23 protein-coding genes are annotated in these 26,082 nt (G+C 45.0%); 10 read left to right on the top strand and 13 right to left on the bottom strand.

Going from position 1 to position 26,082, the window contains the following annotated elements:
- Positions 1 to 32 precede the first annotated feature (32 nt).
- From R7Q46_RS08045 to nadC, 4 genes are all read right to left on the bottom strand, one after another.
- Positions 33 to 1,256 (bottom strand): type II secretion system F family protein, encoded by a 1,224-nt coding sequence (locus tag R7Q46_RS08045; protein ID WP_172563498.1) that lies wholly within the window; start codon positions 1,254 to 1,256, stop codon positions 33 to 35.
- Positions 1,257 to 1,279: 23 nt separating this feature from the next.
- Positions 1,280 to 2,965, bottom strand: a complete 1,686-nt coding sequence (gene pilB, locus R7Q46_RS08040) for a type IV-A pilus assembly ATPase PilB (protein ID WP_213871672.1) — start codon at positions 2,963 to 2,965, stop codon at positions 1,280 to 1,282.
- On the bottom strand, positions 2,965 to 3,450 hold the full coding sequence (locus R7Q46_RS08035) for a pilin (RefSeq protein WP_005386619.1): 486 nt from the start codon (positions 3,448 to 3,450) through the stop codon (positions 2,965 to 2,967). Before R7Q46_RS08035 ends, pilB begins: the two co-directional genes overlap by 1 nt.
- Before the next feature lie 262 nt (positions 3,451 to 3,712).
- Positions 3,713 to 4,600: a carboxylating nicotinate-nucleotide diphosphorylase gene (nadC, locus tag R7Q46_RS08030; RefSeq protein WP_206970627.1), complete on the bottom strand. Its 888-nt coding sequence runs from the start codon at positions 4,598 to 4,600 to the stop codon at positions 3,713 to 3,715.
- 92 nt (positions 4,601 to 4,692) lie between these two features.
- Here nadC and ampD point away from each other — a divergent pair, with 92 nt between their 5' ends.
- The 5 genes from ampD (at position 4,693) to lpdA (ending at position 12,736) form a co-directional block, all read left to right on the top strand.
- A complete protein-coding gene (gene ampD, locus R7Q46_RS08025; RefSeq protein ID WP_206970628.1) occupies positions 4,693 to 5,244 on the top strand; it encodes a 1,6-anhydro-N-acetylmuramyl-L-alanine amidase AmpD in 552 nt (183 codons plus the stop codon).
- 405 nt (positions 5,245 to 5,649) lie between these two features.
- Positions 5,650 to 6,417: a pyruvate dehydrogenase complex transcriptional repressor PdhR gene (pdhR, locus tag R7Q46_RS08020; RefSeq protein WP_005379989.1), complete on the top strand. Its 768-nt coding sequence runs from the start codon at positions 5,650 to 5,652 to the stop codon at positions 6,415 to 6,417.
- Between the two features lie 48 nt (positions 6,418 to 6,465).
- On the top strand, positions 6,466 to 9,129 hold the full coding sequence (aceE, locus tag R7Q46_RS08015; RefSeq protein ID WP_005386612.1) for a pyruvate dehydrogenase (acetyl-transferring), homodimeric type: 2,664 nt from the start codon (positions 6,466 to 6,468) through the stop codon (positions 9,127 to 9,129).
- Positions 9,130 to 9,148: 19 nt separating this feature from the next.
- Positions 9,149 to 11,041 (top strand): pyruvate dehydrogenase complex dihydrolipoyllysine-residue acetyltransferase, encoded by a 1,893-nt coding sequence (gene aceF / locus R7Q46_RS08010; protein WP_318077432.1) that lies wholly within the window; start codon positions 9,149 to 9,151, stop codon positions 11,039 to 11,041.
- A gap of 267 nt (positions 11,042 to 11,308) precedes the next feature.
- Complete coding sequence (gene lpdA / locus R7Q46_RS08005) at positions 11,309 to 12,736, top strand: dihydrolipoyl dehydrogenase (RefSeq protein ID WP_005379993.1); 1,428 nt, start codon at positions 11,309 to 11,311, stop codon at positions 12,734 to 12,736.
- 145 nt (positions 12,737 to 12,881) lie between these two features.
- On the opposite strand, the gene opaR is transcribed toward lpdA, so the two are convergent.
- Positions 12,882 to 13,496, bottom strand: coding sequence for a transcriptional regulator OpaR (gene opaR, locus R7Q46_RS08000; protein ID WP_031780576.1), 615 nt, complete (start codon positions 13,494 to 13,496; stop codon positions 12,882 to 12,884).
- Between the two features lie 318 nt (positions 13,497 to 13,814).
- On the opposite strand from opaR, the gene hpt reads away from it, so the two are divergent.
- Positions 13,815 to 14,345, top strand: coding sequence for a hypoxanthine phosphoribosyltransferase (gene hpt, locus R7Q46_RS07995; RefSeq protein ID WP_005379995.1), 531 nt, complete (start codon positions 13,815 to 13,817; stop codon positions 14,343 to 14,345).
- A 77-nt stretch (positions 14,346 to 14,422) separates the two neighbouring features.
- Here hpt and can read toward each other — a convergent pair whose 3' ends face one another.
- A complete protein-coding gene (can, locus tag R7Q46_RS07990; protein ID WP_005379996.1) occupies positions 14,423 to 15,091 on the bottom strand; it encodes a carbonate dehydratase in 669 nt (222 codons plus the stop codon).
- Between the two features lie 281 nt (positions 15,092 to 15,372).
- On the opposite strand from can, the gene R7Q46_RS07985 reads away from it, so the two are divergent.
- The 4 genes from R7Q46_RS07985 (at position 15,373) to R7Q46_RS07970 (ending at position 20,039) form a co-directional block, all read left to right on the top strand.
- Positions 15,373 to 17,043, top strand: a complete 1,671-nt coding sequence (locus tag R7Q46_RS07985; protein WP_005379997.1) for a SulP family inorganic anion transporter — start codon at positions 15,373 to 15,375, stop codon at positions 17,041 to 17,043.
- Between the two features lie 250 nt (positions 17,044 to 17,293).
- Positions 17,294 to 18,211 (top strand): ABC transporter ATP-binding protein, encoded by a 918-nt coding sequence (locus R7Q46_RS07980; protein ID WP_005380000.1) that lies wholly within the window; start codon positions 17,294 to 17,296, stop codon positions 18,209 to 18,211.
- Positions 18,212 to 18,982: an ABC transporter permease gene (locus tag R7Q46_RS07975; protein WP_256895663.1), complete on the top strand. Its 771-nt coding sequence runs from the start codon at positions 18,212 to 18,214 to the stop codon at positions 18,980 to 18,982.
- Positions 18,983 to 19,109: 127 nt separating this feature from the next.
- Positions 19,110 to 20,039 (top strand): Kdo(2)-lipid IV(A) acyltransferase, encoded by a 930-nt coding sequence (locus R7Q46_RS07970; protein WP_213871669.1) that lies wholly within the window; start codon positions 19,110 to 19,112, stop codon positions 20,037 to 20,039.
- 53 nt (positions 20,040 to 20,092) lie between these two features.
- Here R7Q46_RS07970 and panC read toward each other — a convergent pair whose 3' ends face one another.
- From panC to sfsA, 7 genes are all read right to left on the bottom strand, one after another.
- Positions 20,093 to 20,998 carry a pantoate--beta-alanine ligase gene (panC, locus tag R7Q46_RS07965; RefSeq protein WP_005380005.1) on the bottom strand — a complete coding sequence of 302 codons (906 nt, stop codon included), beginning with the start codon at positions 20,996 to 20,998 and terminating at the stop codon, positions 20,093 to 20,095.
- An 11-nt stretch (positions 20,999 to 21,009) separates the two neighbouring features.
- Positions 21,010 to 21,804: a 3-methyl-2-oxobutanoate hydroxymethyltransferase gene (gene panB / locus R7Q46_RS07960; RefSeq protein ID WP_005386592.1), complete on the bottom strand. Its 795-nt coding sequence runs from the start codon at positions 21,802 to 21,804 to the stop codon at positions 21,010 to 21,012.
- Positions 21,805 to 21,828: 24 nt separating this feature from the next.
- A complete protein-coding gene (gene folK, locus R7Q46_RS07955; protein WP_017635910.1) occupies positions 21,829 to 22,314 on the bottom strand; it encodes a 2-amino-4-hydroxy-6-hydroxymethyldihydropteridine diphosphokinase in 486 nt (161 codons plus the stop codon).
- The gene (gene pcnB / locus R7Q46_RS07950; protein WP_005386589.1) at positions 22,311 to 23,678 is read right to left on the bottom strand and encodes a polynucleotide adenylyltransferase PcnB; all 1,368 of its coding nucleotides are present in this window, start codon (positions 23,676 to 23,678) and stop codon (positions 22,311 to 22,313) included. Before pcnB ends, folK begins: the two co-directional genes overlap by 4 nt.
- Positions 23,679 to 23,780: 102 nt before the next feature.
- Complete coding sequence (gene gluQRS / locus R7Q46_RS07945; protein WP_005386586.1) at positions 23,781 to 24,644, bottom strand: tRNA glutamyl-Q(34) synthetase GluQRS; 864 nt, start codon at positions 24,642 to 24,644, stop codon at positions 23,781 to 23,783.
- 95 nt (positions 24,645 to 24,739) lie between these two features.
- Positions 24,740 to 25,186: an RNA polymerase-binding protein DksA gene (gene dksA / locus R7Q46_RS07940; protein ID WP_005386584.1), complete on the bottom strand. Its 447-nt coding sequence runs from the start codon at positions 25,184 to 25,186 to the stop codon at positions 24,740 to 24,742.
- A gap of 136 nt (positions 25,187 to 25,322) precedes the next feature.
- On the bottom strand, positions 25,323 to 26,039 hold the full coding sequence (gene sfsA / locus R7Q46_RS07935; protein WP_005380023.1) for a DNA/RNA nuclease SfsA: 717 nt from the start codon (positions 26,037 to 26,039) through the stop codon (positions 25,323 to 25,325).
- Positions 26,040 to 26,082 lie beyond the last annotated feature (43 nt).

Genomic DNA, 26,082 nt, shown 5'->3' with positions numbered 1-26,082 from the left:
AGATGCTGTTTTAAAGGAGTTAACAGCTCATTCTAGCCCAATACACTCATTAAGTTAAAGATTGGCAAGTACATTGCTGTCACTAATCCGCCAACAACGATACCTAAAAAAACGATAATTAGTGGCTCTAGAATTTTACTAAGGTTGTCGACGGTGTTGTCGACTTCAAACTCGTAGATTGTTGCAACTTTATTGAGCATATCGTCAAGTCGACCAGACTCTTCACCGATCATAACCATTTGTAACACCAATTCAGGGAACACATTACAGTTGCGCATAGCTACATACATTGGCATACCTGCGGCGGTATCACGGTAAACTTCTTCTATGGCGAGTTGATAGTGCAAGTTTCCTGATGTTTTTGATGTAGTTTTTAAACTGGTTAAAATTGGAATGCCCGCTGTAAAGCTTGTGGCGAGTGTTCGACTAAATTTGGCGATCGCTGCTTTTGATAATACAGGCCCAAGGACAGGAAATTTAAGCACAGATCGATTGAGCGTTAAGCGAAAAGAATCTGAACGCTTAGAGAGGATTCTCGCCGAGATGAATAAACTAATGGAGCCTAGTGCGATAAACGGACTCCAGTTTTGTGTCCAGGCGGAAAGATCTAATACTTGCCTGGTAAACCAAGGTAAGTCAGCACCAAAACCAACAAACATTTTTTCAAACTCGGGAATGACTTTGGTGAGCATGATAAACGACACGCCTAACGCGACTAGTACTACCATCGCTGGGTAGATCAGTGCTTTGATCACTTTCGCACGGAGTTGTTCATTTTTTTCTCGGTAGGTGGCTAAGCGCTCGAACACTTCCGCTAAGTTACCGGATTGCTCACCTGTGGCGATAAGATCGGTATAGAGTGGGTCAAAGTGTTCACTTGCAGTGCGCATGGCTTTTGACATGGGCGTCCCCGCTTCAACGGCGCGTGTCACGCTCATCAAAATGGATTTCATCTCTGCTTTTTTGTGATTTTCTGATACCAATTTTAAAGCCTGAACTAAGGGTACACCGGTTATCAACATCGTCGAAATCTGACGGGTAAACACCGTGATGTCTCTGGCTTTCACGCGATGGCTGAGTTTAGTGAGAAACGAAATACTGCTTTTCTTTAACTTCTTGATCTTGATGTGCTGTGCGTCTAGACGCTCGCGTACTTCAATTTCTGTCATCGCGAGGGTTTGCCCAGATGTCTTTTTGCCTGAACTGTTGATGCCTTTCCAGCGGAAGTTTTTAAGTTGTGGTGTAGTGCTTTTCATAGAGGTGACTGCTGATTAAAGGATTAAAAATAAAGTACGCGCTGTAGTTCACTAAAACTTGTGATCCCTTGTTTGAGTTTTTCTATGCCCGACATTTGTAACGTGCTCATACCATTTGCGATGGCGAGTTTTTCTAGTTCATGTACCGAGGCGCCTTTAATAAGCGCTTCGGAAAGAAATTCATCAAAGCGCATCACTTCATAAATCCCCGTTCGGCCGGAATAACCATGGGTACACTCATTGCATCCATCGGGATTGGCTTTAAAAATGTTGTCGCTTGTTTGAATTCCGAGATGTTGTAGCTGAACGGTAAGCTCTTGCGACTGTTTGCAGTGCGAGCACAGTTTTCGGGCCAAGCGCTGGGCAATAATCAAACTAAGAGATGAGGCCAAGTTAAAGCTTTCTACGCCCATGTTTGATAAACGAATCACCGTTTCAGCCGCAGAATTGGTATGCAAGGTTGAAAGTACTAAGTGACCGGTTTGCGATGCTTTTATAGCGATTTCGGCGGTATCTAAATCACGAATCTCACCGACCATTACTACATCGGGGTCTTGACGTAAGAAAGAGCGCAGGGCTTCGGCAAAACCAAAACCAATCTTAGGCTGAACTTGAACTTGGTTAATGCCCGATAAGTTAATTTCTACTGGGTCTTCTGCCGTGGAAATGTTGATTTCTGGTTTATTGAGAATACTCAGCCCAGTGTACAGAGAAACGGTTTTCCCGCTCCCAGTTGGGCCTGTCATCAGAATCATGCCTTGTGGGCGACGGAGCGCATCCAAGTACAATTGTTTTTGTTGTTCGCTATAACCAAGCTTGTCGATATCCAGTGACGCAGAGCTGCTGTCGAGCAGTCGTAATACAATTTTCTCTCCGAATAGAGTCGGTAGTGTGGATACACGCATATCAATCGCGGTGTCTTGATTCAACTTGAGCTTTATACGCCCATCTTGTGGTAAACGTCGCTCTGCAATATCAAGCTTAGAGAGGATTTTGATACGAGCGGATAAGCGGCGACTTAAGTGGCTTGGTGGCTGCTGTGTTTCAATTAAGATGCCATCACAGCGTAAGCGAACGCGGTACATCTTTTCATAAGGCTCAAAGTGGATATCGGATGCGCCTTTGCGCACAGCGTCCAGCAGAATTTGGTTTATGTAACGGCTGACGGGTGACTCGTCTTGGCTCAAGTCTTCAATGTTGTCGATTTCATCTGCGCCCACATCAACCAGGTTGGCTAACTCTTCTTGGTTGATCTCTTTTAACCCAGACTTTTCCTGCCCAAGTGCGCGGCCATATAAGCGCCGAATCGCAGCGGTCAGCTCGCGAAAATCAGCGAGAACAAGTTCTACTTGCAACCCTGTCGCAAAGCGGAAGTCATCTTCTGCTTGTTGGTTCGTGGGGTCGGCAACCGCTAATAATAACGTTGAAGGCGTACGTTGGAGTGGGAGTGCGTTATGCCGAGTGATTAATTCACGTAGACCGAGTTGTTGACAAAGCGAAGCGTACTCGTACTGAGATAACTCGGGCTGATTTAAACCAAAGAGAGAGCTTAAGTGCTCAGCGAGTTCGCTTGACGTGAATAACCCTGAACTGAGTAAAGCTTCTGGCATCGAAATGCCAGAAGCTTTGACTTGCTCAAGCAACGATTCTTCTTGGGAAAATGTTAGTAATCCGGCCTGGCGAAGAACCGTGGAGAGATTGGTTAGCATTAGCTCTTAGGACAGTAGTCATTGCTGCCAAGATCACAGGTAACCTCCCAAGTCACCCCTGACATAGTCAATTTTGGCGCTAGATTTATGGTCCCGTTCTTTTTCAGACCTGCTTTACCGTCAGTTGCATCTACTGTTGCGGTAACGGTTCCTGTGATGCTAGCTGCTGCTGACGAGGTAGCTGCAGCAGTTACTTTGACATCAGAGGTAACTGCAAAATGGTTTCCGGCACCTTTATCAAATTCTTGACTTGCGGGAACATTAGGCTGTCCGGCTCCGCAATCAGTGCCACCACTTAATAGGCAGACGCCTACACCCGCTTTCATCGCTGATGCAGCACTGAGCATTTCAGAAGCATGAGTTTTGTTGGTGTAATTTTGATATGCAGGCACGGCAAATGCGGCCAAAATACCAATAATCGCGACGACAATCATTAATTCAATCAAGGTAAAACCTTGCTGTTTTTTCTGTTTACTGTTTTTCATTTTTAACCCTTTCCTAAAAATTAATAATGCTCTTGCATTGGCGAAAGATTATGGAGAGTTAAGGTGGGTTGAAAATGGGGAAGGGATGGGCTCTCGAGTGAGATAAAACTCTTTGGTGAAAAGTTGCATATCGCATGCAGAGTTTTGCGAGTAGTACTATTTTTTTAGTGGATAAAAAGAAAGGGCCAATTGGCCCTTTTAAATGATGAATTGCTCACAACTCACTGAGTTAGTTGAAGTAATTTCAGATTTGTTGCTTTTATTATTTGAAGCGCATCGAAAGATCCATCGCTTTTAGATGCTTAGTCAACGCGCCTACCGAAATGTAATCGACACCGGTTTCTGCGTATTCTGCGATGGTCTCTAGCGTAATATTGCCGGAGTTTTCTAAAGCGGCACGACCTGCGTTAATCGCTACGGCTTCACGCATCATTTCTTTTGTGAAGTTATCGAGCATGATGATGTCGGCACCAGCCTCTATCGCTTGTTTCAACTCTTCTAAGCTTTCCGTTTCGACTTCTACCGGTTTGCCTGGGTTAAGCTCTTTCGCTTTTTGGATGGCTTGAGTGATGCCACCACAAGCAATAATGTGGTTTTCTTTAATAAGGTAAGCGTCGAACACACCGATGCGATGATTAAAGCCACCACCGCAGGTCACGGCGTATTTTAGTGCGCTACGCAGACCAGGAATGGTTTTGCGTGTGTCTAGTAGACGGCACTCAGTATGCGCGATTTTTTCAGCGTACTCTGCGGTAACTGTTGCGCAGCCAGACAGCGTTTGGATGAAGTTCATTGCGTTACGTTCACCAGTCAACAAGTCACGAGCAGGGCCTGTCAGCGTGCAAAGGGTTTGGTTAGGCTCGACTTTATCGCCGTCCTTTACGTGCCATTCAATACTGACCTTGTCACCGAGCTGTTTAAAAACTTCATCAGCCCATGCTTGACCACAGAACACACCATGCTCACGAGTAATAATCGTTGCGGTATTAACCGCATCGGCAGGGATCAAAGATGCAGTAATGTCGTTATCTGCGTCGACACTGCCACCTAGATCTTCTTTTAAGGTATCAGCGACAGAGCGAGTGATCTCTAAAGGGAGTTGTTGTTTAAGGTATTCTAGGCGTTCTTGAATGTTGTGTGTGTTCTTCATCGCAAATCTTGTCTTGAAAGGGAGATGGCAACGAATGATACTCTCCGATGTCAATAATTTCAGCAGTTAATTTGCAAAGTAGAGAGGTTGATATGCGCCCAATTATCGAGAATGGCTGGCTGACACAGGCAAAGCATGTTCCGTCACCATTTTTTGATGCTCGCTCTGATACAAACGACATCTCTCTGCTGGTGGTACACAACATCAGTTTGCCTCCTGGGCAGTTTGGTGGAACGTATATTGAGGACTTCTTCACTGGCAAGCTAGACCCAAATGCACATCCATTTTTTGAAGTTATTCACAAAATGGGCGTTTCTGCACATTGCTTGATTAAAAGAAACGGCGAGGTTGTTCAATTTGTTTCTTTTCTCGATAGAGCATGGCATGCCGGTCAATCCAGTTTCGCGGGCAGGAAGCGTTGTAATGATTATTCCATTGGTATCGAGCTTGAAGGGACAGAATTTACTGCCTACACAGAAGCGCAATATCAATCACTTGCAGAGATCACTGAGGTGATTATGCAATCTTATCCTCAAATCACCCCGCCACGAATTACCGGTCATCAATATATTGCGCCCTTGAGAAAAAGCGATCCTGGTCTAAGCTTTGATTGGGTGAAATACAGACAGCTTATACAGCGTTGATTTGTAGCGAAAGTGTAAATTCAAAAAAGCGAAATAAATAAGGCATACGATCAGGTATGCCTTTTTTTGATACCAGAAATATTAATGATTGTTAAAAGTTAACTACATTTTTACGCTCGCACATGCCGTTTTGGTGAATAAATAGACTGATAATTTTGTCATTTTCTGTATTTCTTTTCCAAAACTGCTAGCACGTCGACTTCCCATTTGTATGCTTTATGTAATTGGTCATACCAATTCTATTGCTGTTTTAACAGTCGATTGTTATCAGAGTGTTGGAAGTAAGCTCGTTCTATGATTTAGGTCAATTTTCGGCTGGACAGTGGCGTTTTAATTATGTTAATTTCTGCACCAACTTAAAATTGGTATTACCAATTACCTGCAAGAGTAGAAGAACAATAAATTATGGCTTATCAAAGGATTCGTCAGCCAAAACTCTCTGATGTTATAGAACAAGAGTTAGAAAGGTTGATAGTGGAAGGAACATTGTCTCCGGGGCAACAACTGCCTCCAGAGCGTGAACTGGCAAAACAGTTCGATGTGTCTCGTCCTTCAGTCCGAGAAGCCATTCAACGCTTGGAAGCGAAGCGTTTGTTGACTCGTCGCCAAGGTGGCGGAACATTCGTAAGTGAGAATATCTGGAAGAGCTTTTCAGATCCCTTGTTGAATTTGTTGTCTAGTCATTCTGAAACCCAGCTTGATGTGCTTGAGTCTCGTCATGCGATGGAAGGAATTTCAGCCTACTTTGCAGCTTTACGTGGTACCGAAGAAGATTTTGCGCGTATTCAAGGTTGCCTTGAGCGCATTAGCCAAGAGCAAGCAAACAACGATATCGAAGCTGAATCTGCGGAAGTGATGCAATTTTTGATCGCTTTGACAGAAGCCGCGCACAACGTGGTTTTGTTGCACATTGTTCGAAGCTTAGCACCTTTGCTTGAGCAAAATATTCTACAAAATTTTAAATTACTACGTCGCCGCCCAGAAGCGGTCGAGAAAGTCAGTAAACACCGAGCCAATATCGTGGATGCGATTGTTTCTGGTCAGCCTGAAAAGGCGCGAGAAATGTCCCACTCGCACTTGGCTTACATCGAAGAAACATTGTTGGATTTGACTCGAGAAGAGTCTCGACGAGAGCGTTCTCTACGTCGAATTCAGCAGGGTAATGACTCGTAAGAGCGTTACTTAAATAAGTAGATCCAACCAACAGAAGGATAGATCGCCATGTCTGATATGAAGCATGACGTAGATGCACTGGAAACTCAAGAATGGCTACAAGCGCTTGAGTCAGTTGTACGTGAAGAAGGTCTAGAGCGTGCTCAATTCCTATTAGAGCAAGTTCTAGATAAAGCACGTCTAGACGGTGTTGATATGCCAACAGGTATCACAACTAACTACATCAACACGATTCCTGCAGACCAAGAACCAGCATACCCAGGTGACACAACACTTGAGCGTCGTATTCGCTCAATTATTCGTTGGAACGCTATCATGATCGTTCTACGTGCATCTAAGAAAGACCTAGAGCTAGGCGGCCACATGGCGTCTTTCCAGTCTTCTGCTGCGTTCTACGAGACATGTTTCAACCACTTCTTCCGTGCACCAAACGAGAAGGATGGTGGCGACCTAGTTTACTACCAAGGTCACATTTCACCAGGTATCTACTCACGCGCATTCGTTGAAGGTCGTCTAACTGAAGAGCAGCTAGACAACTTCCGTCAAGAAGTAGACGGCAAAGGTATTCCTTCATACCCGCACCCTAAACTGATGCCTGAATTCTGGCAGTTCCCGACAGTATCGATGGGCCTAGGTCCAATCGCTTCTATCTACCAAGCTCGTTTCCTTAAGTACCTAGAAGGCCGTGGCCTTAAAGATACTTCAGAGCAGCGCGTTTACGCGTTCTTAGGTGACGGTGAGATGGATGAGCCAGAATCACGTGGTGCTATCTCTTTCGCTGCGCGTGAGAAACTAGACAACCTATGCTTCCTAATCAACTGTAACCTACAGCGTCTAGATGGCCCTGTAATGGGTAACGGTAAGATCATTCAAGAACTTGAAGGTCTGTTCAAAGGTGCTGGTTGGAACGTAGTGAAGGTAATCTGGGGTAACAACTGGGATTCACTACTAGCTAAAGATACGACTGGTAAGCTTCTACAGCTTATGAATGAAACGATCGACGGCGACTACCAAACATTCAAATCAAAAGATGGCGCGTACGTACGTGAGCACTTCTTTGGTAAGTATCCAGAGACAGCTGCACTTGTTGCTGACATGACTGATGACGAAATCTTCGCACTTAAGCGAGGTGGTCACGAGTCTTCTAAGCTATACGCGGCATACAAAAACGCGGCAGAAACTAAAGGTCGTCCAACAGTAATCCTAGCTAAGACTGTTAAAGGTTACGGCATGGGTGAAGCGGCTGAAGGTAAGAACATCGCGCACCAAGTTAAGAAGATGGACATGACTCACGTACTACACCTACGTGATCGTCTAGGTCTTCAAGACATCCTAACTGACGAAGCAGTGAAAGAACTTCCGTACCTGAAACTTGAAGAAGGTTCAAAAGAGTACGAATACCTACACGCTCGTCGTAAAGCGCTACACGGCTACACGCCACAGCGTCTACCAAAATTCACTCAAGAATTCATCGTTCCTGAGCTAGAAGAATTCAAGCCACTACTAGAAGAACAGAAGCGTGATATCTCTTCTACTATGGCATTCGTACGTGCACTAAACGTTCTACTTAAGAACAAGAACATTGGTAAGAACATCGTTCCTATCATTGCTGACGAAGCACGTACATTCGGTATGGAAGGTCTGTTCCGTCAAATCGGTATCTACAACCCGCACGGTCAAACTTACACACCAGAAGACCGTGGCGTTGTTTCTTACTACAAAGAAGCGACTTCAGGTCAGGTTCTACAAGAAGGTATCAACGAGCTAGGTGCTATGTCTTCATGGGTTGCTGCTGCGACTTCATACTCGACAAACGACCTACCAATGATCCCGTTCTACATCTACTACTCAATGTTCGGCTTCCAACGTGTTGGCGACATGGCGTGGATGGCTGGTGACCAACAAGCACGTGGTTTCCTACTAGGTGCAACTGCGGGTCGTACAACGTTGAACGGTGAAGGTCTACAGCACGAAGACGGCCACTCGCACATTTTGGCGGGTACGGTTCCTAACTGTATTTCTTACGACCCAACATTCGCGTACGAAGTAGCAGTAATCATGCAAGACGGTATCCGTCGTATGTACGGTCCAGAACAAGAAAACGTGTTCTACTACCTAACGCTAATGAACGAAAACTACGCAATGCCAGCAATGCCAGAAGGCGCTGAAGAAGGCATCCGTAAAGGTATCTACAAGCTAGAAACTTACACGGGCGACAAAGCGAAAGTTCAGCTAATGAGCTCTGGTACTATCATGAATGAAGTACGTAAAGCAGCTCAAATCCTAAGCGAAGATTACGGTGTTGCTTCTGATGTTTACTCGGTAACGTCATTCAACGAACTAACTCGCGATGGCCAAGATGCAGAGCGTTTCAACATGCTTCACCCAGAAGCGGAAGCGAAAGTACCTTACATCCAAACAGTAATGGGTACTGAGCCTGCTATCGCAGCAACTGACTACATGAAGAACTACGCAGAGCAGGTTCGTGCATACATTCCTGCTGAGTCTTTCAAAGTGCTTGGTACTGATGGCTTCGGTCGTTCAGACAGCCGTGAAAACCTACGTCGTCACTTCGAAGTGAACGCAGGTTACGTAGTAGTAGCAGCGCTAACTGAACTAGCGAAACGTGGCGAAGTTGAGAAATCTGTAGTTGCAGAAGCAATTAAGAAATTCGACATCGACACAGAGAAAACAAACCCGCTATACGCTTAATTAAGAAGGTAGATAAGAAATGGCAATCGAAATTAATGTACCAGACATCGGTGCGGATGAGGTTGAAGTTACTGAGATTCTTGTAAGCGTTGGCGACAAGGTTGAAGAAGAGCAGTCTCTGATCACAGTTGAAGGCGATAAAGCTTCTATGGAAGTTCCTGCTTCTCAAGCGGGTATCGTTAAAGAAATCAAAGTTGCAGAAGGCGACAAGGTTTCTACTGGTTCTCTAATCATGATTTTCGAAGCCGAGGGTGCAGCTGACGCTGCACCTGCTCCTGCGGCAGAAGCAGCTCCAGCAGCAGCTCCAGCTCCAGCAGCAGCGGCAGAACTAAAAGAAGTTCACGTACCAGACATCGGTGGTGATGAAGTAGAAGTTACTGAAATCATGGTTGCTGTTGGCGACAGCATCGAAGAAGAGCAATCTCTTCTAACTGTTGAAGGCGACAAAGCTTCTATGGAAGTTCCAGCGCCATTCGCAGGTATTCTAAAAGAGATCAAAGTTGCAGCAGGCGATAAAGTATCGACTGGCTCACTTATCATGGTATTCGAAACAGCAGGTTCAGGTGCTCCAGCAGCACCAGCGGCAGCTGAAGCTCCTGCGGCAGCAGCACCAGCAGCGTCTGCGGCAAAAGAAGTGAACGTTCCAGATATCGGCGGCGACGAAGTTGAAGTTACTGAGATCATGGTTGCCGTTGGCGACACAGTGGAAGAAGAGCAATCTCTAATCACTGTTGAAGGTGACAAAGCTTCTATGGAAGTTCCTGCACCATTTGCTGGTACAGTGAAAGAAATCAAGATTGCAGCTGGCGACAAAGTGTCTACTGGCTCACTAATCATGGTATTCGAAGTGGCGGGCGCAGCTCCAGCTCCTGCAGCGGCTCCAGCTCAAGCAGCAGCACCTGCGGCTCCGGCTCCTAAAGCAGAAGCTCCAGCGGCAGCAGCTCCAGCAGCGACTGGCGACTTCAAAGAGAACGACGAGTACGCTCACGCGTCTCCAGTTGTTCGTCGTCTAGCGCGTGAATTTGGCGTTAACCTTTCTAAGGTTAAAGGTTCTGGTCGTAAGAGCCGTATCCTAAAAGAAGACGTTCAAGCTTACGTGAAAGATGCACTTAAGCGTCTTGAGTCTGGCGCAGGTGCAGCAGCATCTGGTAAAGGCGACGGCGCGGCTCTTGGTCTACTACCATGGCCAAAAGTGGACTTCAGCAAGTTTGGTGAGACAGAAGTTCAACCGCTATCTCGCATTAAGAAGATCTCTGGCGCAAACCTACACCGTAACTGGGTAATGATCCCGCACGTTACACAGTGGGATAACGCAGACATCACGGCTCTTGAAGCATTCCGTAAAGAGCAAAACGCGATTGAAGCGAAGAAAGACACTGGCATGAAGATCACGCCACTAGTGTTCATCATGAAAGCGGTAGCTAAAGCGCTTGAAGCGTTCCCAGCGTTCAACTCTTCTCTATCAGAAGACGGTGAGAGCCTAATTCTGAAGAAATACGTGAATGTTGGTATCGCGGTAGATACACCAAACGGTCTAGTTGTTCCTGTATTTAAAGATGTGAACAAGAAAGGCATCTACGAGCTATCTGAAGAGCTAATGGCTGTTTCTAAGAAAGCACGTGCTGGTAAGCTAACTGCGGCAGACATGCAAGGTGGCTGTTTCACTATCTCTAGCCTAGGCGGTATCGGCGGTACGGCGTTTACTCCAATCGTAAACGCGCCAGAAGTTGGTATCCTAGGTGTGTCTAAGTCAGAAATGAAACCGGTATGGAACGGTAAAGAGTTCGAACCGCGTCTACAACTTCCACTATCTCTATCATACGACCACCGTGTGATCGATGGTGCTGAAGGTGCGCGCTTCATCACTTACCTAAACTCATGTCTATCTGACATTCGTCGTCTAGTTCTGTAATAGAAATTAGATGAATGAGAGGCGGCAACTTAGCCGCCTCTGCTAATCATAATTACCGACAATTTGGTTATCAGCCTTGCTTCGTTCAGGGTTTTCACAATCGAATTGTTGTCTAGCTCACAGGCTAAATTGATTTACTTTTCACACCATTAACATCTCTGTAAACTGTTAGCGGTCTGAAAATAACTGTTTAAAACAAATCTCTCTTAAACATAAAAAATCGATACCCACTCAGCCTGTTAGGGATAATGACTACAAGAGGTCAAAATGAGCAAAGAAATTAAAGCCCAAGTTGTTGTACTTGGTTCTGGTCCTGCTGGTTACTCCGCTGCATTCCGTTGTGCGGACTTAGGTCTTGAAACTGTACTAGTTGAACGTTACAGCACGCTTGGCGGTGTATGTCTGAACGTGGGTTGTATCCCATCTAAAGCACTGCTTCACGTTTCTAAAGTAATTGAGGAAGCGAAAGCGATGGCTGACCACGGCGTTGTGTTCGGTGAGCCTCAAACAGACATCAGCAAAATCCGCATCTGGAAAGAAAAAGTTGTTAACCAACTAACTGGCGGCCTAAGCGGCATGGCTAAGATGCGTAACGTTACAGTAGTTAACGGTTACGGTAAGTTCACTGGCCCTAACTCTATCCTTGTAGAAGGCGAAGGTGAGCCAACAGTTGTTAACTTTGACAATGCAATCGTTGCGGCTGGTTCTCGTCCAATCAAACTGCCATTTATCCCGCATGAAGACCCACGTATTTGGGACTCCACTGACGCTCTTGAACTAAAAGAAGTGCCAGAAAAACTGCTTATCATGGGTGGCGGTATCATCGGTCTAGAAATGGGTACGGTTTACCACTCTCTAGGTTCTAAAGTTGAAGTTGTTGAAATGTTTGACCAGGTAATTCCTGCAGCAGACAAAGATATCGTGAAAGTATTTACTAAGCGTATCAAAGACAAGTTCAAGCTAATGCTAGAAACGAAAGTAACAGCAGTTGAAGCAAAAGAAGACGGTATCTACGTTTCAATGGAAGGCAAGAAAGCGCCAGCTGAAGCTGAGCGTTACGATGCGGTTCTAGTTGCTATCGGTCGTGTACCAAATGGTAAGCTAATCGACGGTGAAAAAGCGGGTCTAGAAATTGACGAGCGTGGCTTCATCAACGTTGATAAGCAAATGCGTACTAACGTTCCTCACATCTTCGCGATCGGTGATATCGTTGGTCAACCAATGCTTGCTCACAAAGGTGTGCATGAAGGTCACGTAGCTGCTGAAGTTATCTCTGGTAAGAAGCACTACTTTGACCCTAAAGTTATTCCTTCAATCGCGTACACTGAGCCAGAAGTGGCTTGGGTTGGTAAGACTGAGAAAGAAGCGAAAGAAGAAGGCATCAAGTACGAAGTGGCAACATTCCCTTGGGCAGCATCAGGTCGTGCAATCGCATCTGACTGTGCAGACGGTATGACTAAGCTAATCTTCGACAAAGAAACTCATCGCGTAATCGGTGGTGCTATCGTTGGTACTAACGGTGGTGAACTACTTGGTGAAATCGGCCTTGCAATTGAGATGGGCTGTGATGCAGAAGATATCGCTCTGACTATCCACGCTCACCCAACTCTACACGAGTCTGTAGGTCTAGCTGCTGAAGTATTTGAAGGTTCAATCACTGACCTGCCAAACAAAAAAGCAGTTAAGAAGAAGTAAGCTTTTTCTGACTTAATGATAGAAACCGCTGCATTGCAGCGGTTTTTTTATGTTTGTTAGGTAGGAATATAAACGTGTGCTCGGCTGACAGCAGACAATAAAAAGCCCACCAAACGGTGGGCTGACATATATTGCGAGTTAAGCTTTAGTGTTCACGGTTGTAAATGCAAAGCATGTCTAAGTATGAACTAACAAGGTGCTTAAGTTCCGCTTCACTTTTTGCACGGTTCGCTTGGACAAACAGTGAGTAACAAATACCGTGGAACAAGTTTGCCAAGTGTTCTGAATCGTGCTGGTCACACACTTCGCCACGTTCAATCGCTTTAATGAACATGTTTTGTACCAGCAACTGGTTAGTACGGTTAGTTGAAACAAACAATGGCCATACTTCGTCACGTGTTGAAGCACTCCACTCGAACCAAACTTTTAGCCAGTGACAGTCTTGACTGACAAGCTCGATCATTGCATTAGTAATATTGGCGATGTTTTCACGTGCGTGTAAGTCTAAGTCAATGTTATCCGATAGGAAGTTCGAGAACTGACGTACGACGTGGTTGAGTACTTCATCCACTAAGTCTTCACGAGTCGGGAAGTAGTTAAAAACGGTCGCCACAGAAACTTGAGCAATTTCTGCGATATCTGCGTGACCACCACGACCGATGCCGCGGCGCGCAAACACTTCCAATGCGATTTCCATTAACTGTTGCTTACGCTTAATCGGGGAAAGCCTAGTTCTAGGTCTCTTTGCAATTGAGTCCATATCCATTTTCCTTGCCATTTGAGTTGATATTGGGGGTAACCCCCTAATTGATTATTTTAATAGTTGCTTAAAGCAGTGATGAGTGTAATGGTGCATATCAACAAGGTCAACATCTGTAGAACAATTTATATACAGTAATGTCATTATTATTGATAAAATTAGCTATGAACTTTATAAAACTAAGACCTTCTTCCAAGATTTTTTGGCAACAGGATGTGACTTTCAACCCAATGAACGTGGTGATACACTACACGCCGTAAGATTAGGTGATCGTTTGCGTGCGACTTACCTCAACCCACAAATTAGATTGAGCACAGTATGAAACATACAATAGAAGTCATGATTTCTGAGCAAGAAGTTCAGGAACGAGTTCGTGAATTAGGCAAACAAATTACAGAGCGTTATCAAGGTAGTGAAGATCTTGTGTTGGTAGGCTTATTGCGTGGCTCATTTGTATTTATGGCAGACTTGGCACGTGCTATCGAACTGACTCACCAAGTTGATTTTATGACTGCGTCAAGCTACGGCAACACAATGGAAAGTTCACGTGACGTTCGTATCTTGAAAGATTTGGATGATGACATCAAAGGCAAAGACATTTTGCTTGTTGAAGACATCATTGATACAGGTAACACACTAAATAAAATCCGTGAGATCTTATCGCTGCGTGAGCCGAAGTCTATCGCGATTTGTACGCTCCTAGATAAGCCATCTCGTCGCGAAGTGAATGTTCCTGTGGATTGGATTGGTTTCGAAATCCCAGATGAGTTTGTCGTTGGTGTGGGTATTGATTACGCGCAGAAATACCGCCACTTACCATACATCGGTAAAGTTGTACCTCAAGAATAATCATTGAGAGCAGCATTAAAAATATAAAAAAACGCCCATCTCAGATGGGCGTTTTTTGTTCAACTTTTAGATATAACTTAGCGACAAAGCAGCTTGTTATCTGTATTTAGAATCGTCGAAAGAGCTTTCTGGTAAGACGCTTCTACGGTTTCCTTAGAGTTAGAACGAATGCCTAAGTACTCTAAGCGACCATCTTCAATTCCGTATACCACACCATGAATTTCAACATCTTGTCCACGCTCCCAAGCGTTTTGCAGGATGGTTGAGTTACCCAAGTTGTACACTTGCTCTGCAACATTAAGCTCGCCTAGTTTATCCGCTCGATCTTGTTGCGGCATTTGATCTAGGTAAGTGCGGTGTTTGAAATAGATATCTCTGATATGTAACAGCCAATTATTAATAAGACCTAGCTTAGGGTTATCAATGGCTGCATTTACGCCACCACATCCATAGTGTCCACAGACAATGATGTGTTTAACCTTAAGAACGTCTACGGCGTACTGGACGACGGATAGACAGTTGAGATCAGTATGGATAACTTGGTTTGCAACATTCCGATGAACAAAGAGTTCACCTGAGTATAGTCCGGTTAGTCGCTCGGCAGGGACGCGGCTATCAGAGCAGCCAATCCAAAGAAAATCAGGCTTTTGCCCCTCAGCGAGTTTTGCGAAGTATTCAGGTCGATCAGATTTGATCTCTTGAGACCATTTCGAATTGTTTTCAAATAACTGTTTTATTTCCGGCATTTTGCAAACTACTTCCCTTAAAAGACAAAATCGCTGCCGCTGTTTGTGTGCACATGCAAGCGATCAGTGTTGTAACTATACACAATGTTACAATTTTGATCTCGTTAAATATTCGTCAGATAGGACTCATCTGACTAGTTTTCATTAAGAAAAAAGTAAAATCTGGTGAAACTATTTGTGGTGTGAATTTAGCCTTAATCTATTTATGGTTTAAATTTTCGCCTAGCTCGTTAAAGTAGTGATATTTTACTTTTTAAAATTGAATGCAGGGAAAATCAGCAGTGTTCGGTAGTCGTTTTGAAGATATCAATTTCAAAGGGGATGTATTTGGCGGGGTAACCACGGCGATTATCTCTCTCCCTCTGGCGTTAGCGTTTGGTGTTGCATCCGGAGCCGGTGCTGAGGCCGGCCTTTGGGGAGCAATAATGGTCGGTTTGTTTGCCTCGTTATTTGGTGGTTCTAATACGTTAATATCAGAACCGACAGGGCCAATGACGGTAATCATGACCGCAGTATTAACCAGTATGATGGCGAAATACCCAGAAACGGGCATGGCTATGACTTTCACGGTTGTCATGATGGCTGGCGCGTTCCAAATCCTATTGGGGACGTTAAAACTGGGTAAATACGTTACCTTAATGCCTTATAGCGTTATTTCCGGGTTTATGTCTGGCATTGGTGTGATTCTTATCATTCTGCAGTTATCGCCTTTGATGGGGCATGCTGCGCCTTCAGGGGGAGTACTCGGAACGTTATCTGCTTTGCCGGAGACCATTTCTAACCTTAAGTTCAGTGAGTTGTTTTTGGGACTACTGACTTTGGGGATTCTTTTTTTCTTCCCTAAGCAATATCGTAAATACGTTCCTGCACAGCTCGTGGCATTGGTCGCGGTGACTTTATTGTCTGTGATTCTCTTTGATACAGAAGATATTCGTCGTATCGGTGAAATTCCTGCTGGGTTACCTTCTCTCGTCGCCCCTTATATTGACACAGATATGTTTGTCGAGATGGTCATTGATGCATTAGTGCTCGGCACATTAGGTTGTATTGATACTTTGTTAACGGCGGTTATCGGTGACTCATTAACTCGTAAAGAACACGACTCAGATAAAGAGCTGCGAGGTCAAGGGTTAGCTAACATGATCTCAGGCTTGTTTGGTGCGCTGCCGGGGGCGGGGGCTACCATGGGGACGGTAACGAATATCCAAGTTGGGGCTCGTTCGCCATTATCTGGTGTGATTCGTGCACTAATGTTGGCGTTGGTTGTACTGGTTGCTGGCGGGTTAACAGAGCCAATCCCGATGGCTGTGTTAGCAGGCATTGCGGTGTATGTTGGCTTTAACATCCTAGACTGGAGCTTTATTCAGAGGGCACATAAGGTAAGCTTTTCCGGAATGGCGGTGATGTATGGCGTTATGTTGCTTACAGTATTCGTTGATCTTATCGTTGCGGTGGGTTTAGGCGTCTTTATCTCGAACATTATCATCATCGAGCGTTTGAGCCGAGAGCAGGCGCGACAAGTAAAAGCGATCAGCGACGCGGATGAAGATGATGTGCCGCTGACTGACAGCGAGCGTGGTTTGTTGGATCGTGCTAATGGTAAAGTGCTGTTCTTTTATCTTTCCGGTCCGATGATCTTTAGTGTTTCTAAAGCCATTTCACGTCAGCACTCTAGTATTTCGGACTATGACGTGATGATTCTCGATCTTACGGATGTACCAATGATTGATGTGACCGTCGGTTTGGCGTTAGAGAATGCGATTAAGGATGCTCTCGATGCCAATTGTGCCGTGTATTTATTATGCCCGAATGAGCGAACACGAGAACAGCTAGAGAAATTCCATGTGATTGACCTTGTGCCTGATGAAAATATGTACCAATTCCGTTACGAAGCATTGAATGCGGCGGTGGCACATGTTGAGGCAGACCAGTATCAGCGCATAACGGCGTAATCATTCTGACAGTTAAAAACGCAACAGTGTCCTGTTGCGTTTTTTTATGCTCTATTTTGTCTTACTCAGAGATAACCTTTACGAGGTAAGGGTTATATTTCCAATATTATCGAAAGGTTTATTTGTAATCATCGTCATTCAACGATAAACTGATGGACCTCCAATACGATACCCAAGGCGATTTTGTAGTAAACCGCTGCTAAATATGAGTCGGTATTAGTAATCACAAACAAACGGCAATCAAGACCTTATGTACGCATTAGAAATTGAACAACTGCGCAAGACGTATGCAGGTGGCTTTGAGGCGTTAAAAGGTATAAGTCTCCAAGTGAAAAAGGGTGACTTCTACGCGCTTCTGGGTCCCAATGGTGCAGGAAAATCGACCACGATTGGCATCATCTCCTCCTTAGTGAATAAAACCTCAGGAACGACGAAAGTTTTCGGTTATGACATTGATACCGACCTCGAATTGGCCAAGCAGAATTTAGGCTTGGTGCCACAAGAGTTCAACTTCAACCAGTTTGAAACCGTTGAGCAAATTGTGATGCAGCAAGCTGGCTATTACGGTGTGTCTAAAGTGTTAGCCAAAGAAAGAGCAGAAAAATACCTGAAAAAATTGGATTTATGGGAAAAACGCCAAGAACGTGCTCGTAACCTATCCGGTGGGATGAAGCGTCGTTTAATGATCGCAAGAGCTTTGATGCACGAGCCGCAATTACTCATTTTAGATGAACCAACGGCTGGAGTGGATATTGAACTACGCCGCTCAATGTGGGGGTTTCTGAAAGAGATCAACCAAGAGCAAGGAATTACGATTATTTTAACGACACACTACCTAGAAGAAGCGGAGATGCTGTGTCGAAATATCGGCATTATTAATCGTGGTGAGCTGATTGAAAATACCACCATGAAGGCGTTACTAGGTAAGCTAAGCGTCGAGACATTTATCTTGGATATTGAGTCAGAAGTCGAGGTGCCTGAGCTTGAAGGTGTTAATCGACAAAGTATTGTTGATGGCTCTTTAGAGATAGAACTAGATAAAAGCCAAGGATTGAATTCGGTATTCAGTCAGTTAACAGAGCATGGCATTAAAGTTCTCTCAATGCGTAACAAAGCCAACCGACTTGAAGAGTTGTTTGTCAGCATTGTAAGAGAGGGGAGTAATTAAATGTACGGTTTATATTGGACGGCATTTCGCAGCTTGCTGAGCAAAGAAGTCACTCGTTTTACACGTATTTGGGTGCAAACCTTAGTGCCGCCAGCCATTACGATGACGTTGTACTTCATCATTTTCGGCAATCTTATTGGCTCTCGAATTGGTGAGATGAGCGGCTTTAGTTACATGGAGTACATTGTTCCAGGTTTGATCATGATGTCGGTGATCACTAACTCATACTCGAACGTGGCGTCGTCATTCTTTAGTGCAAAGCTACAGAAGAATATTGAAGAACTGCTGGTGGCACCGGTACCAAACTATGTGATTATTGCTGGCTATGTGATGGGCGGCGTGACTCGAGGTTTGTTGGTCGGTGCAATTGTTACTTGTGTGTCACTTTTGTTCGTTGATTTGCACGTGGAGCACTGGGGCATTATTGTCGCGACTGTCTTCATGACTTCGGTTGTATTTGCTCTCGGTGGCTTGATCAATGCGGTTTACGCAAAAACGTTTGATGATATTTCGATCATCCCTACGTTTGTATTGACTCCTTTAACTTACTTGGGAGGAGTCTTTTATTCGATCAGTCTGCTGCCTGAATTTTGGCAAGGCGTTTCTAAGATCAACCCAATCGTCTACATGGTGAATGCGTTCCGCTACGGCTTTTTAGGTGTCTCGGATGTGGGCATTGTCACTTCATTTAGTGTACTTGCAGTGTTTGTTGTTGCACTGTATGCCATTGCGCATTACCTAGTAACCAAAGGGATTGGCCTAAGAAGCTAAGCCATTCTCATAAAGCAAAGAGCAGCGACTCATGCTGCTCTTTCGCGTGCATAACAATACATACCCATACAATTTTTCGGTTTTTATCATGGTAGGTTTCAATCATTTGTAATAAATGAGTGATCCTATGAATATTGTCCCGCCGCCGCCTTTCTCCTATCAATTACTTAAGCCCAAATATTGGTCTGTATGGCTGGCATTTGGATCTTTAGCGATTCTTGTTAATGTACTGCCATACGTAGTATTACGAATCTTAGGTAGAAGCATCGGCTGTATTGCGATGCATGTAATGAAGCGCCGACACAAGATCGCTCTGCGTAATCTCCAGCTGTGTTTCCCTGATTTTACGGATTGGCAATGTAAGGACGTAGTACGAAAAAACTTTCAATATACTGGAATGGCGATCATCGAAACCGGTATCGCCTGGTTTTGGCCAGATTGGCGGATACGTCGGATAACCTCTATTGTTGGAAAAGATCGTTTACTCGCTGAGGAAAAGAATGGACGTGGTGTGTTGGTGGTGTGCAGTCACCATTTAAACTTGGAGATAACCGCTCGTATTTTTAGCCGGTTTGCCCAAGGTTATGGCGTTTATCGCCCAAATTCGAATCCTGCTTATGAGTTTATTCAACATCGAGGTCGAACTCGTTTTGGACATCAAATGATTGATCGAAAAGACGTGAAATCAATGATCAAAGTTCTGAAGAGTGGTCATCGACTTTGGTATTTGCCCGACCATGATTATGGCGTTAACCATTCTGTTTTTGCGCCGTTTTTTGCTGTTGAACAAGCGGCGAGTACCGTCGGGTCTAGTGTTCTCATTGATGCAACAAAGTGCGCGGTTATATCTGGCGTTACAGTGAGTAAAAATCACCATTACACGCTGTACATTGGAAAAGACATTAGCGAGTGTTTCGAGAGACGTAATGCGGTTAAAGCGGCAAGCATCTTGAACCAAGAGCTTGAGAAAATGATAAAACGTGATATTCCAGCGTGGATGTGGCTGCACAAGCGGTTTAAAACTCGCCCTGAAGGGTTAGATTGCGTCTATACGTAGAGTATAAAAAAGGTCGACTAAGAGTCGACCTTTTTACTTTTATGACTCAGAGCTTACTCTGCGCTCTCTGAGTTTGTATTGTTAGATTCAGCTTCTTCCTTCGCTTCGACAACCATATCTACCGTTTGGTTATCGATAAGACGAGCCTTGCCTAGGAACGCAGACATCAGAATGACAGCTTGTGTCGTTTCTGGTGTGATCACTTGTAATGTACGAGCATCACGAATGAAGATCTCATCAGGGTGCAGACCTGCAGCTCGAAGTTGGTCGCTTGCATCTTCGATGATCGATGCGTAGTCATCGCGGCCACCGCGAATGGCACTACTGATCCAACGCATTGTACGAGCAAGTACAGGCGCACGTTGACGCTCGTCCAGCGTAAGCAAGCCATTGCGTGAACTCATTGCTAAACCGTCCATTTCACGTACGGTTGGTACACCGATGATTTCAATGTCCATTGCTAGGTCATCAACCATCTTGCGGATAACAGCAAGTTGTTGGAAGTCCTTCTCGCCGAAGCACGCGACATCCGGTTGTACGATGTTAAACAGCTTATTCACAATCGTCGTCACGCCACGGAAATGACCTGGTCGAGACGCGCCTTCGAGAATTGTTGATAGGCCAGGGACATCGACGAAGGTTTGCTTATCCAGACCTTCTGGGTAGATAACTTCTGGTGTTGGCGTAAATACCACATCGACCCCTTCAGAGGTTAACTTGCTTAAGTCTTCCTCTAGCGTGCGTGGGTAATTATTTAAATCGTCAGCACGATCAAATTGCATCGGATTAACAAAGATGCTTACGACAACGATATCAGCGTATTCGCGTGCTTTACGCACTAAAGTTAAGTGGCCTTCGTGAAGGTTGCCCATGGTAGGGACAAACGCCACTTTACGACCTTCACGTTTAAAGGTTTTAAGGTGTTCACGAACTGCTGAGATTTCCGCAAAAGTTTGCATGCATTTATCCTCTAGGCAATGGTATGAGCGTCGTCTGGGAATACACCGTTGGCTACATCTTCAATGTATTTAGTAACGGCTTTGCGCATATCACCTGTTTCAGCAAGAAAGTTTTTGGAGAATTTCGGCATGTAGTTGGCAGAAATACCAAACATATCATGCATTACGAGAATTTGACCATCTGTTACGTTACCTGCACCAATACCGATAACAGGAACGTCAAGCACTTGCGTAATACGTTCAGCAAGCTCAGCTGGTACGCATTCTAGTAAGACGATTTGAGCGCCTGCTTCTTGCAGCGCTAATGCGTCTTTTACCATGCGGTCTGCTTTTTCTTGATCGCGACCTTGGATTTTGTAACCACCAAAAATATTAACAGCTTGAGGAGTTAAACCAAGATGAGCACAAACTGGAACTGATCGTTCAGTGAGCATTTTCACCGTGTCGACAAGCCAGTCACCACCTTCAATTTTTACCATATTGGCACCAGCACGCATCAGTTTAGCCGCATTTTCGCAAGCTTGCTCTGGCGTGGTGTAGCTCATGAATGGCATGTCTGCCATCAACAAACAATTTGGGCTACCAGCACGTACGCAACGAGTATGGTAAGCGATATCATCGACCGTTACTGGCAGAGTATCGTTGTGACCTTGCAAAACCATACCTAGAGAATCACCAACAAGAAGTACTGGCATTTCTTGGCTTTCAAACAGTTGGGCAAAGCTCGCATCATAAGCGGTTGAAGTAGCAAATTTACGACCTTCTTGCTTCCACTTGATTAGGTCGTTGATGGTCATTTTTTTCATGGTTTTATCCTTACTAGGAGTTGGCTATGACTGCCAGATACTGAGGCCGTTTCTATCTACTTGTTCCAGTAGTTCAGAGACCTCGGTCCCATCAGGGAGTTGTAAACTTGGTGCAATTTCCGCAAGAGGGTAGAGTACGAATTCACGCTCTTTCATTCCATAATGAGGAACGATCAGCCTCTCGGAATTAATCACCTCATTGCCATAAAGCACAATGTCGAGGTCCAAGGTTCTTGGTCCCCAGCGTTCGTCTTTACGGACACGACCTTGTTCTTGCTCTATAGCTTGTGTGCAATTGAGCAATTCAATAGGCGTCAAACTGGTGTTAATAGACACAACCGCATTGATGTAATCCGGTTGGTTTTGTGGCCCCATTGGCGTGCTGCTGTATAGCGAAGAAGCTTGAACAAACTCTGATTTAGGCAGCGTTTTTAATGCTTCAATCGCTTGCTTTGCTTGGCTGACAGGATCAGCCAAGTTACTGCCTACCGCAATGTACGCTGTAATCATGATTTGGGCTTACTCTTTTTCTTGCGATAAGTTTTACGGCGGCGCTGGCCTGTTTTCGGTGATTGACCGTCTAAGTCGGCAGCCATTGCTTGACGCATTTCTCGGCCTGCATTTTGAAAAGTTTCCCACCACTTGGCAAGCTTCTGAGTGTCACCACCTTCAATTTCACCGCGCATTTCAAGAAAATCAAAGCCAGCTCTAAATTTATTGAGCTCCATAAGACGGAATGCACGTTTACCGTTACGTCGTGGAAGACGAAGCTGTAACTGCCAAATCTCGCGAATGGTTGCGGTGTGGCGTCTTGGAATGGCAATTGTGCGAACTTGCTCGTCAAGAATGATGTTGCTCGCTTCCATAATGGCGTCGTAATGGCCTAAGTTGCGCTCTTCCATCAGTTCATCGGCTTTCGCACACAGTGGGTACCACAGCATTGCAGCAAACATAAATGCTGGATTGATGCGTTTCCCATCTTCGATGCGCATGTCGGTAGAATCTAGGACAAGATCCAACATCTGCTCAGTGTGAGAGGAGTAATCTTCTGTAAAGTGCGCTGCAATCGTCGGGAATAGTTGCTGGAATAGGTTGTACTCACGCAGTAGGTGGTAGGTTTCTAAGCCATGACCGGATTGCAATAATTTGAGTGACTCTTCAAAAAGACGCGCTGACGGAATGTCACCGAGCAACGGTGCCATGTGTTCGATTGGCGCTGCGGTGTCTTCTTCAATATCAAAGTCTAGTTTTACCGCGAAACGAACCGCACGCAGCATGCGCACAGGGTCTTCACGGTAGCGTGTTTCTGGATCACCAATCAGTCGAATTAGGCGATCTTCTAAATCTTCAATACCACGTGCGTAGTCGTGAATCGAGTAATCTGCGATGTTGTAGTACATCGAGTTAATCGTGAAATCACGGCGCTCAGCATCTTCATCGATGGTGCCGTAGACGTTGTCACGCAGCAGCATACCCTCTTTTGATTGCTGAGAAATGCTCTTATTCTTTTGCTCTTGGTGGTGACCACGGAATGTCGCAACCTCAATGATGTCTCGGCCAAACATAATATGAGCCAAGCGGAAGCGGCGACCAATCAAACGGCAGTTACGAAATAGCTGTTTGATCTGTTCCGGCGTTGCGTTGGTCGCAATGTCAAAATCTTTTGGTTTTTGTCCAAGCAGTAAGTCTCGAACCCCGCCACCCACAAGAAAAGCATCGAAACCAGCACCATTTAGGCGGTACAGTACCTTCAGCGCATTATCACTGATCTGCTTACGCGAAATGTTGTGCTCTTCACGAGTTATTACATTGAGAGCGAGCTCTGGAATTGTGGCAGGTTCGCTTGGTGTATAGTCGTTTGTATTCATGTGCATCTGGCAATAACTGGGTTTAATCCAATCTTGCTTTGGTTAGTTTTATACGCCTCTAGGGCCTAATTTGCGGCTAATGATAGCCTACACAATGCCATTTGAGAATCACGGTGTGATCTCGATCTCTGCTGGAAGCTGTTCCAAGCGCCAGTTTTCGCAGCCCCAACGAAGAATATCTTCTATGTTGGCCGCCCTTACGGTTTCAGGTATCTCGAAACCTAAAAATGTCATGGCGCGCAATAGAGTAGGTTTTGGTGTATCTATATCAATAGCCGTCGCGTGATTTTGTTTCGACAATTTATTGCCGTTGTTGTCCATCGCCAATGGTAAATGCAAGTAGCTAACTTCAGGCTGACCAAGTATTTGGTACAGGCTAATTTGACGCCCTGTCGGCTCGATTAAGTCTGCACCTCGCACGACTTCTGTGACGCCTTGGTCGATGTCGTCCAATACTACCGCAAGATTATAAGCAAATAATCCATCTCGACGTTTAATAATGAAATCTTCATTAACGAGTTGCTCTGGAATAGTAATGGTTCCCCGCTTTTGGTCGAGGAAATGAGCGACAGGCTTGGTCATTTTTAGGCGAATCGCGCCGTCTTTCAAGTTTTTATCGCGGCAAGTGCCAGGATAAAAACCGCCATGCTCTTTAATTTGCTTACGAGTACATTGGCAATAATAGGCTTCCCCATTTTCGAGCCATTTGTTTATTTGAGCTTGGTAAAGGTCGTGACGTTCGCTCTGGTATACCACTTCTCCATCCCAATGCAGCTGATAGGCCTTGAGTGCCTCTAGGATAAGTTGCGCTGCACCTGGCATTTCTCTTGGTGGGTCTAAGTCCTCAATACGTACTAACCAAGCTCCGTTTTGTGCTTTCGCTTGAAAATAACTGCCAAGAGCGGCAATCAGTGAACCAAAATGCAGTGGACCAGAAGGAGATGGGGCGAATCGACCTACATAGCGTGTCATGCGTGTATCTCGAATTTAGTAAACAAATAGGGTGCGAAGATAGCCAAAACAAAAAGGGAGCCTGAGCTCCCTTCAACAATCATAATGCTGGGTGATTAACCTTGCATTTGCTTCTCTTTGATTTCTGCAAGTGTTTTACAGTCAATACAAAGGTCAGCGGTTGGACGTGCTTCAAGACGGCGAACGCCAATCTCTACGCCACAAGACTCACAGAAGCCAAAATCGTCTTCTTTGATTTTATCCAAAGTCTTTTCAATCTTCTTGATCAAACGGCGTTCGCGGTCACGGTTACGCAGTTCTAGGCTGAACTCTTCCTCTTGAGAGGCGCGGTCAACTGGATCTGGGAAGTTTGCTGCTTCGTCCTGCATGTGGTGAACAGTACGATCCACTTCAGCTCTTAGCTGGTCGCGCCAAGCTGTTAAGATTTTCGTAAAGTGTTCAACCTGCTCTGGTGACATGTACTCTTCACCAGGTTTTTCCTGATATGGCTCCACGCCGGCAATGGCTAGGATGCCTATCGTTTTCTTCTTTGATTCTGGCATACAGCATCTCCTACTTACACCTAGTCAACTGCTACGCAGTCAATTTAAGGCGGGTATCTATAGCAAAAAGAGGCGGTGCAAGCAAATACTGAATCGCAAAGTTATCGTCAATGTGAAGACGACATCATTTTTTCTCTTAATTGATAAAATCAATAGCGGAAATCAGCTTCATTCCAGTATCGCTCAGTTCAGCTTTGTAGCAGAGAACTTCCACTCCAGCGTCTTGTGCTTGTTTGAGTAATAGTGAATATTTCGCGTCTATATGGTGCGCCGCGGATACTTTTTCAATACCTGAATGTAAAACAGTGAATAAAAGTATGGCTCTACTTCCATTTTGTGCCATTTCTGTGAGCTCTCTCAGGTGTTTTTGTCCCCGAGTCGTGACCGCATCTGGGAAGTATCCTTGTCCAGTAGAGTCGGTCTCATCAAGAAGAGTGACGCTTTTCACTTCTATATAGCACTTTGGCTTGTCGTCTGCGCTGAGCAAGATATCAATTCGGCTATTTTCATTGCCGTATTTCACCTCAGTTTGAAGTGTGTCATAACCATAAAGCTCTGAAATGACATTATTTTCAATAGCCTCTACGGCTAATTGATTGGCACGCGCGGTGTTGATACAAATACGGTGGCCTTGTTCGGTCTCACTCAACTCCCAACTATTGGGGTATTTTCGTTTCGGGTTGTCGGAAGTAGAAAACCAAACTTTGTTTCCGGGCGTTGCACAACCCGTCATTGCACCTGTATTTGCGCAGTGGATTGTACGGATTTCACCAGTATCGAGCTCGATATCGGCAAGAAAGCGTTTATAACGTTTGAGTAGAGTGGCGGACTCTAAAGCGGGTGTGAAATGCATTTGCTTATTTAGACAAAAAATTTTTTATGTACAATGTTGCCAC

This window comes from Vibrio sp. 811 (assembly GCF_033339195.1).
The sequence above is the reverse complement of the archived record's forward strand: the minus strand, read 5'-3'. Positions and strand labels throughout refer to the sequence as shown.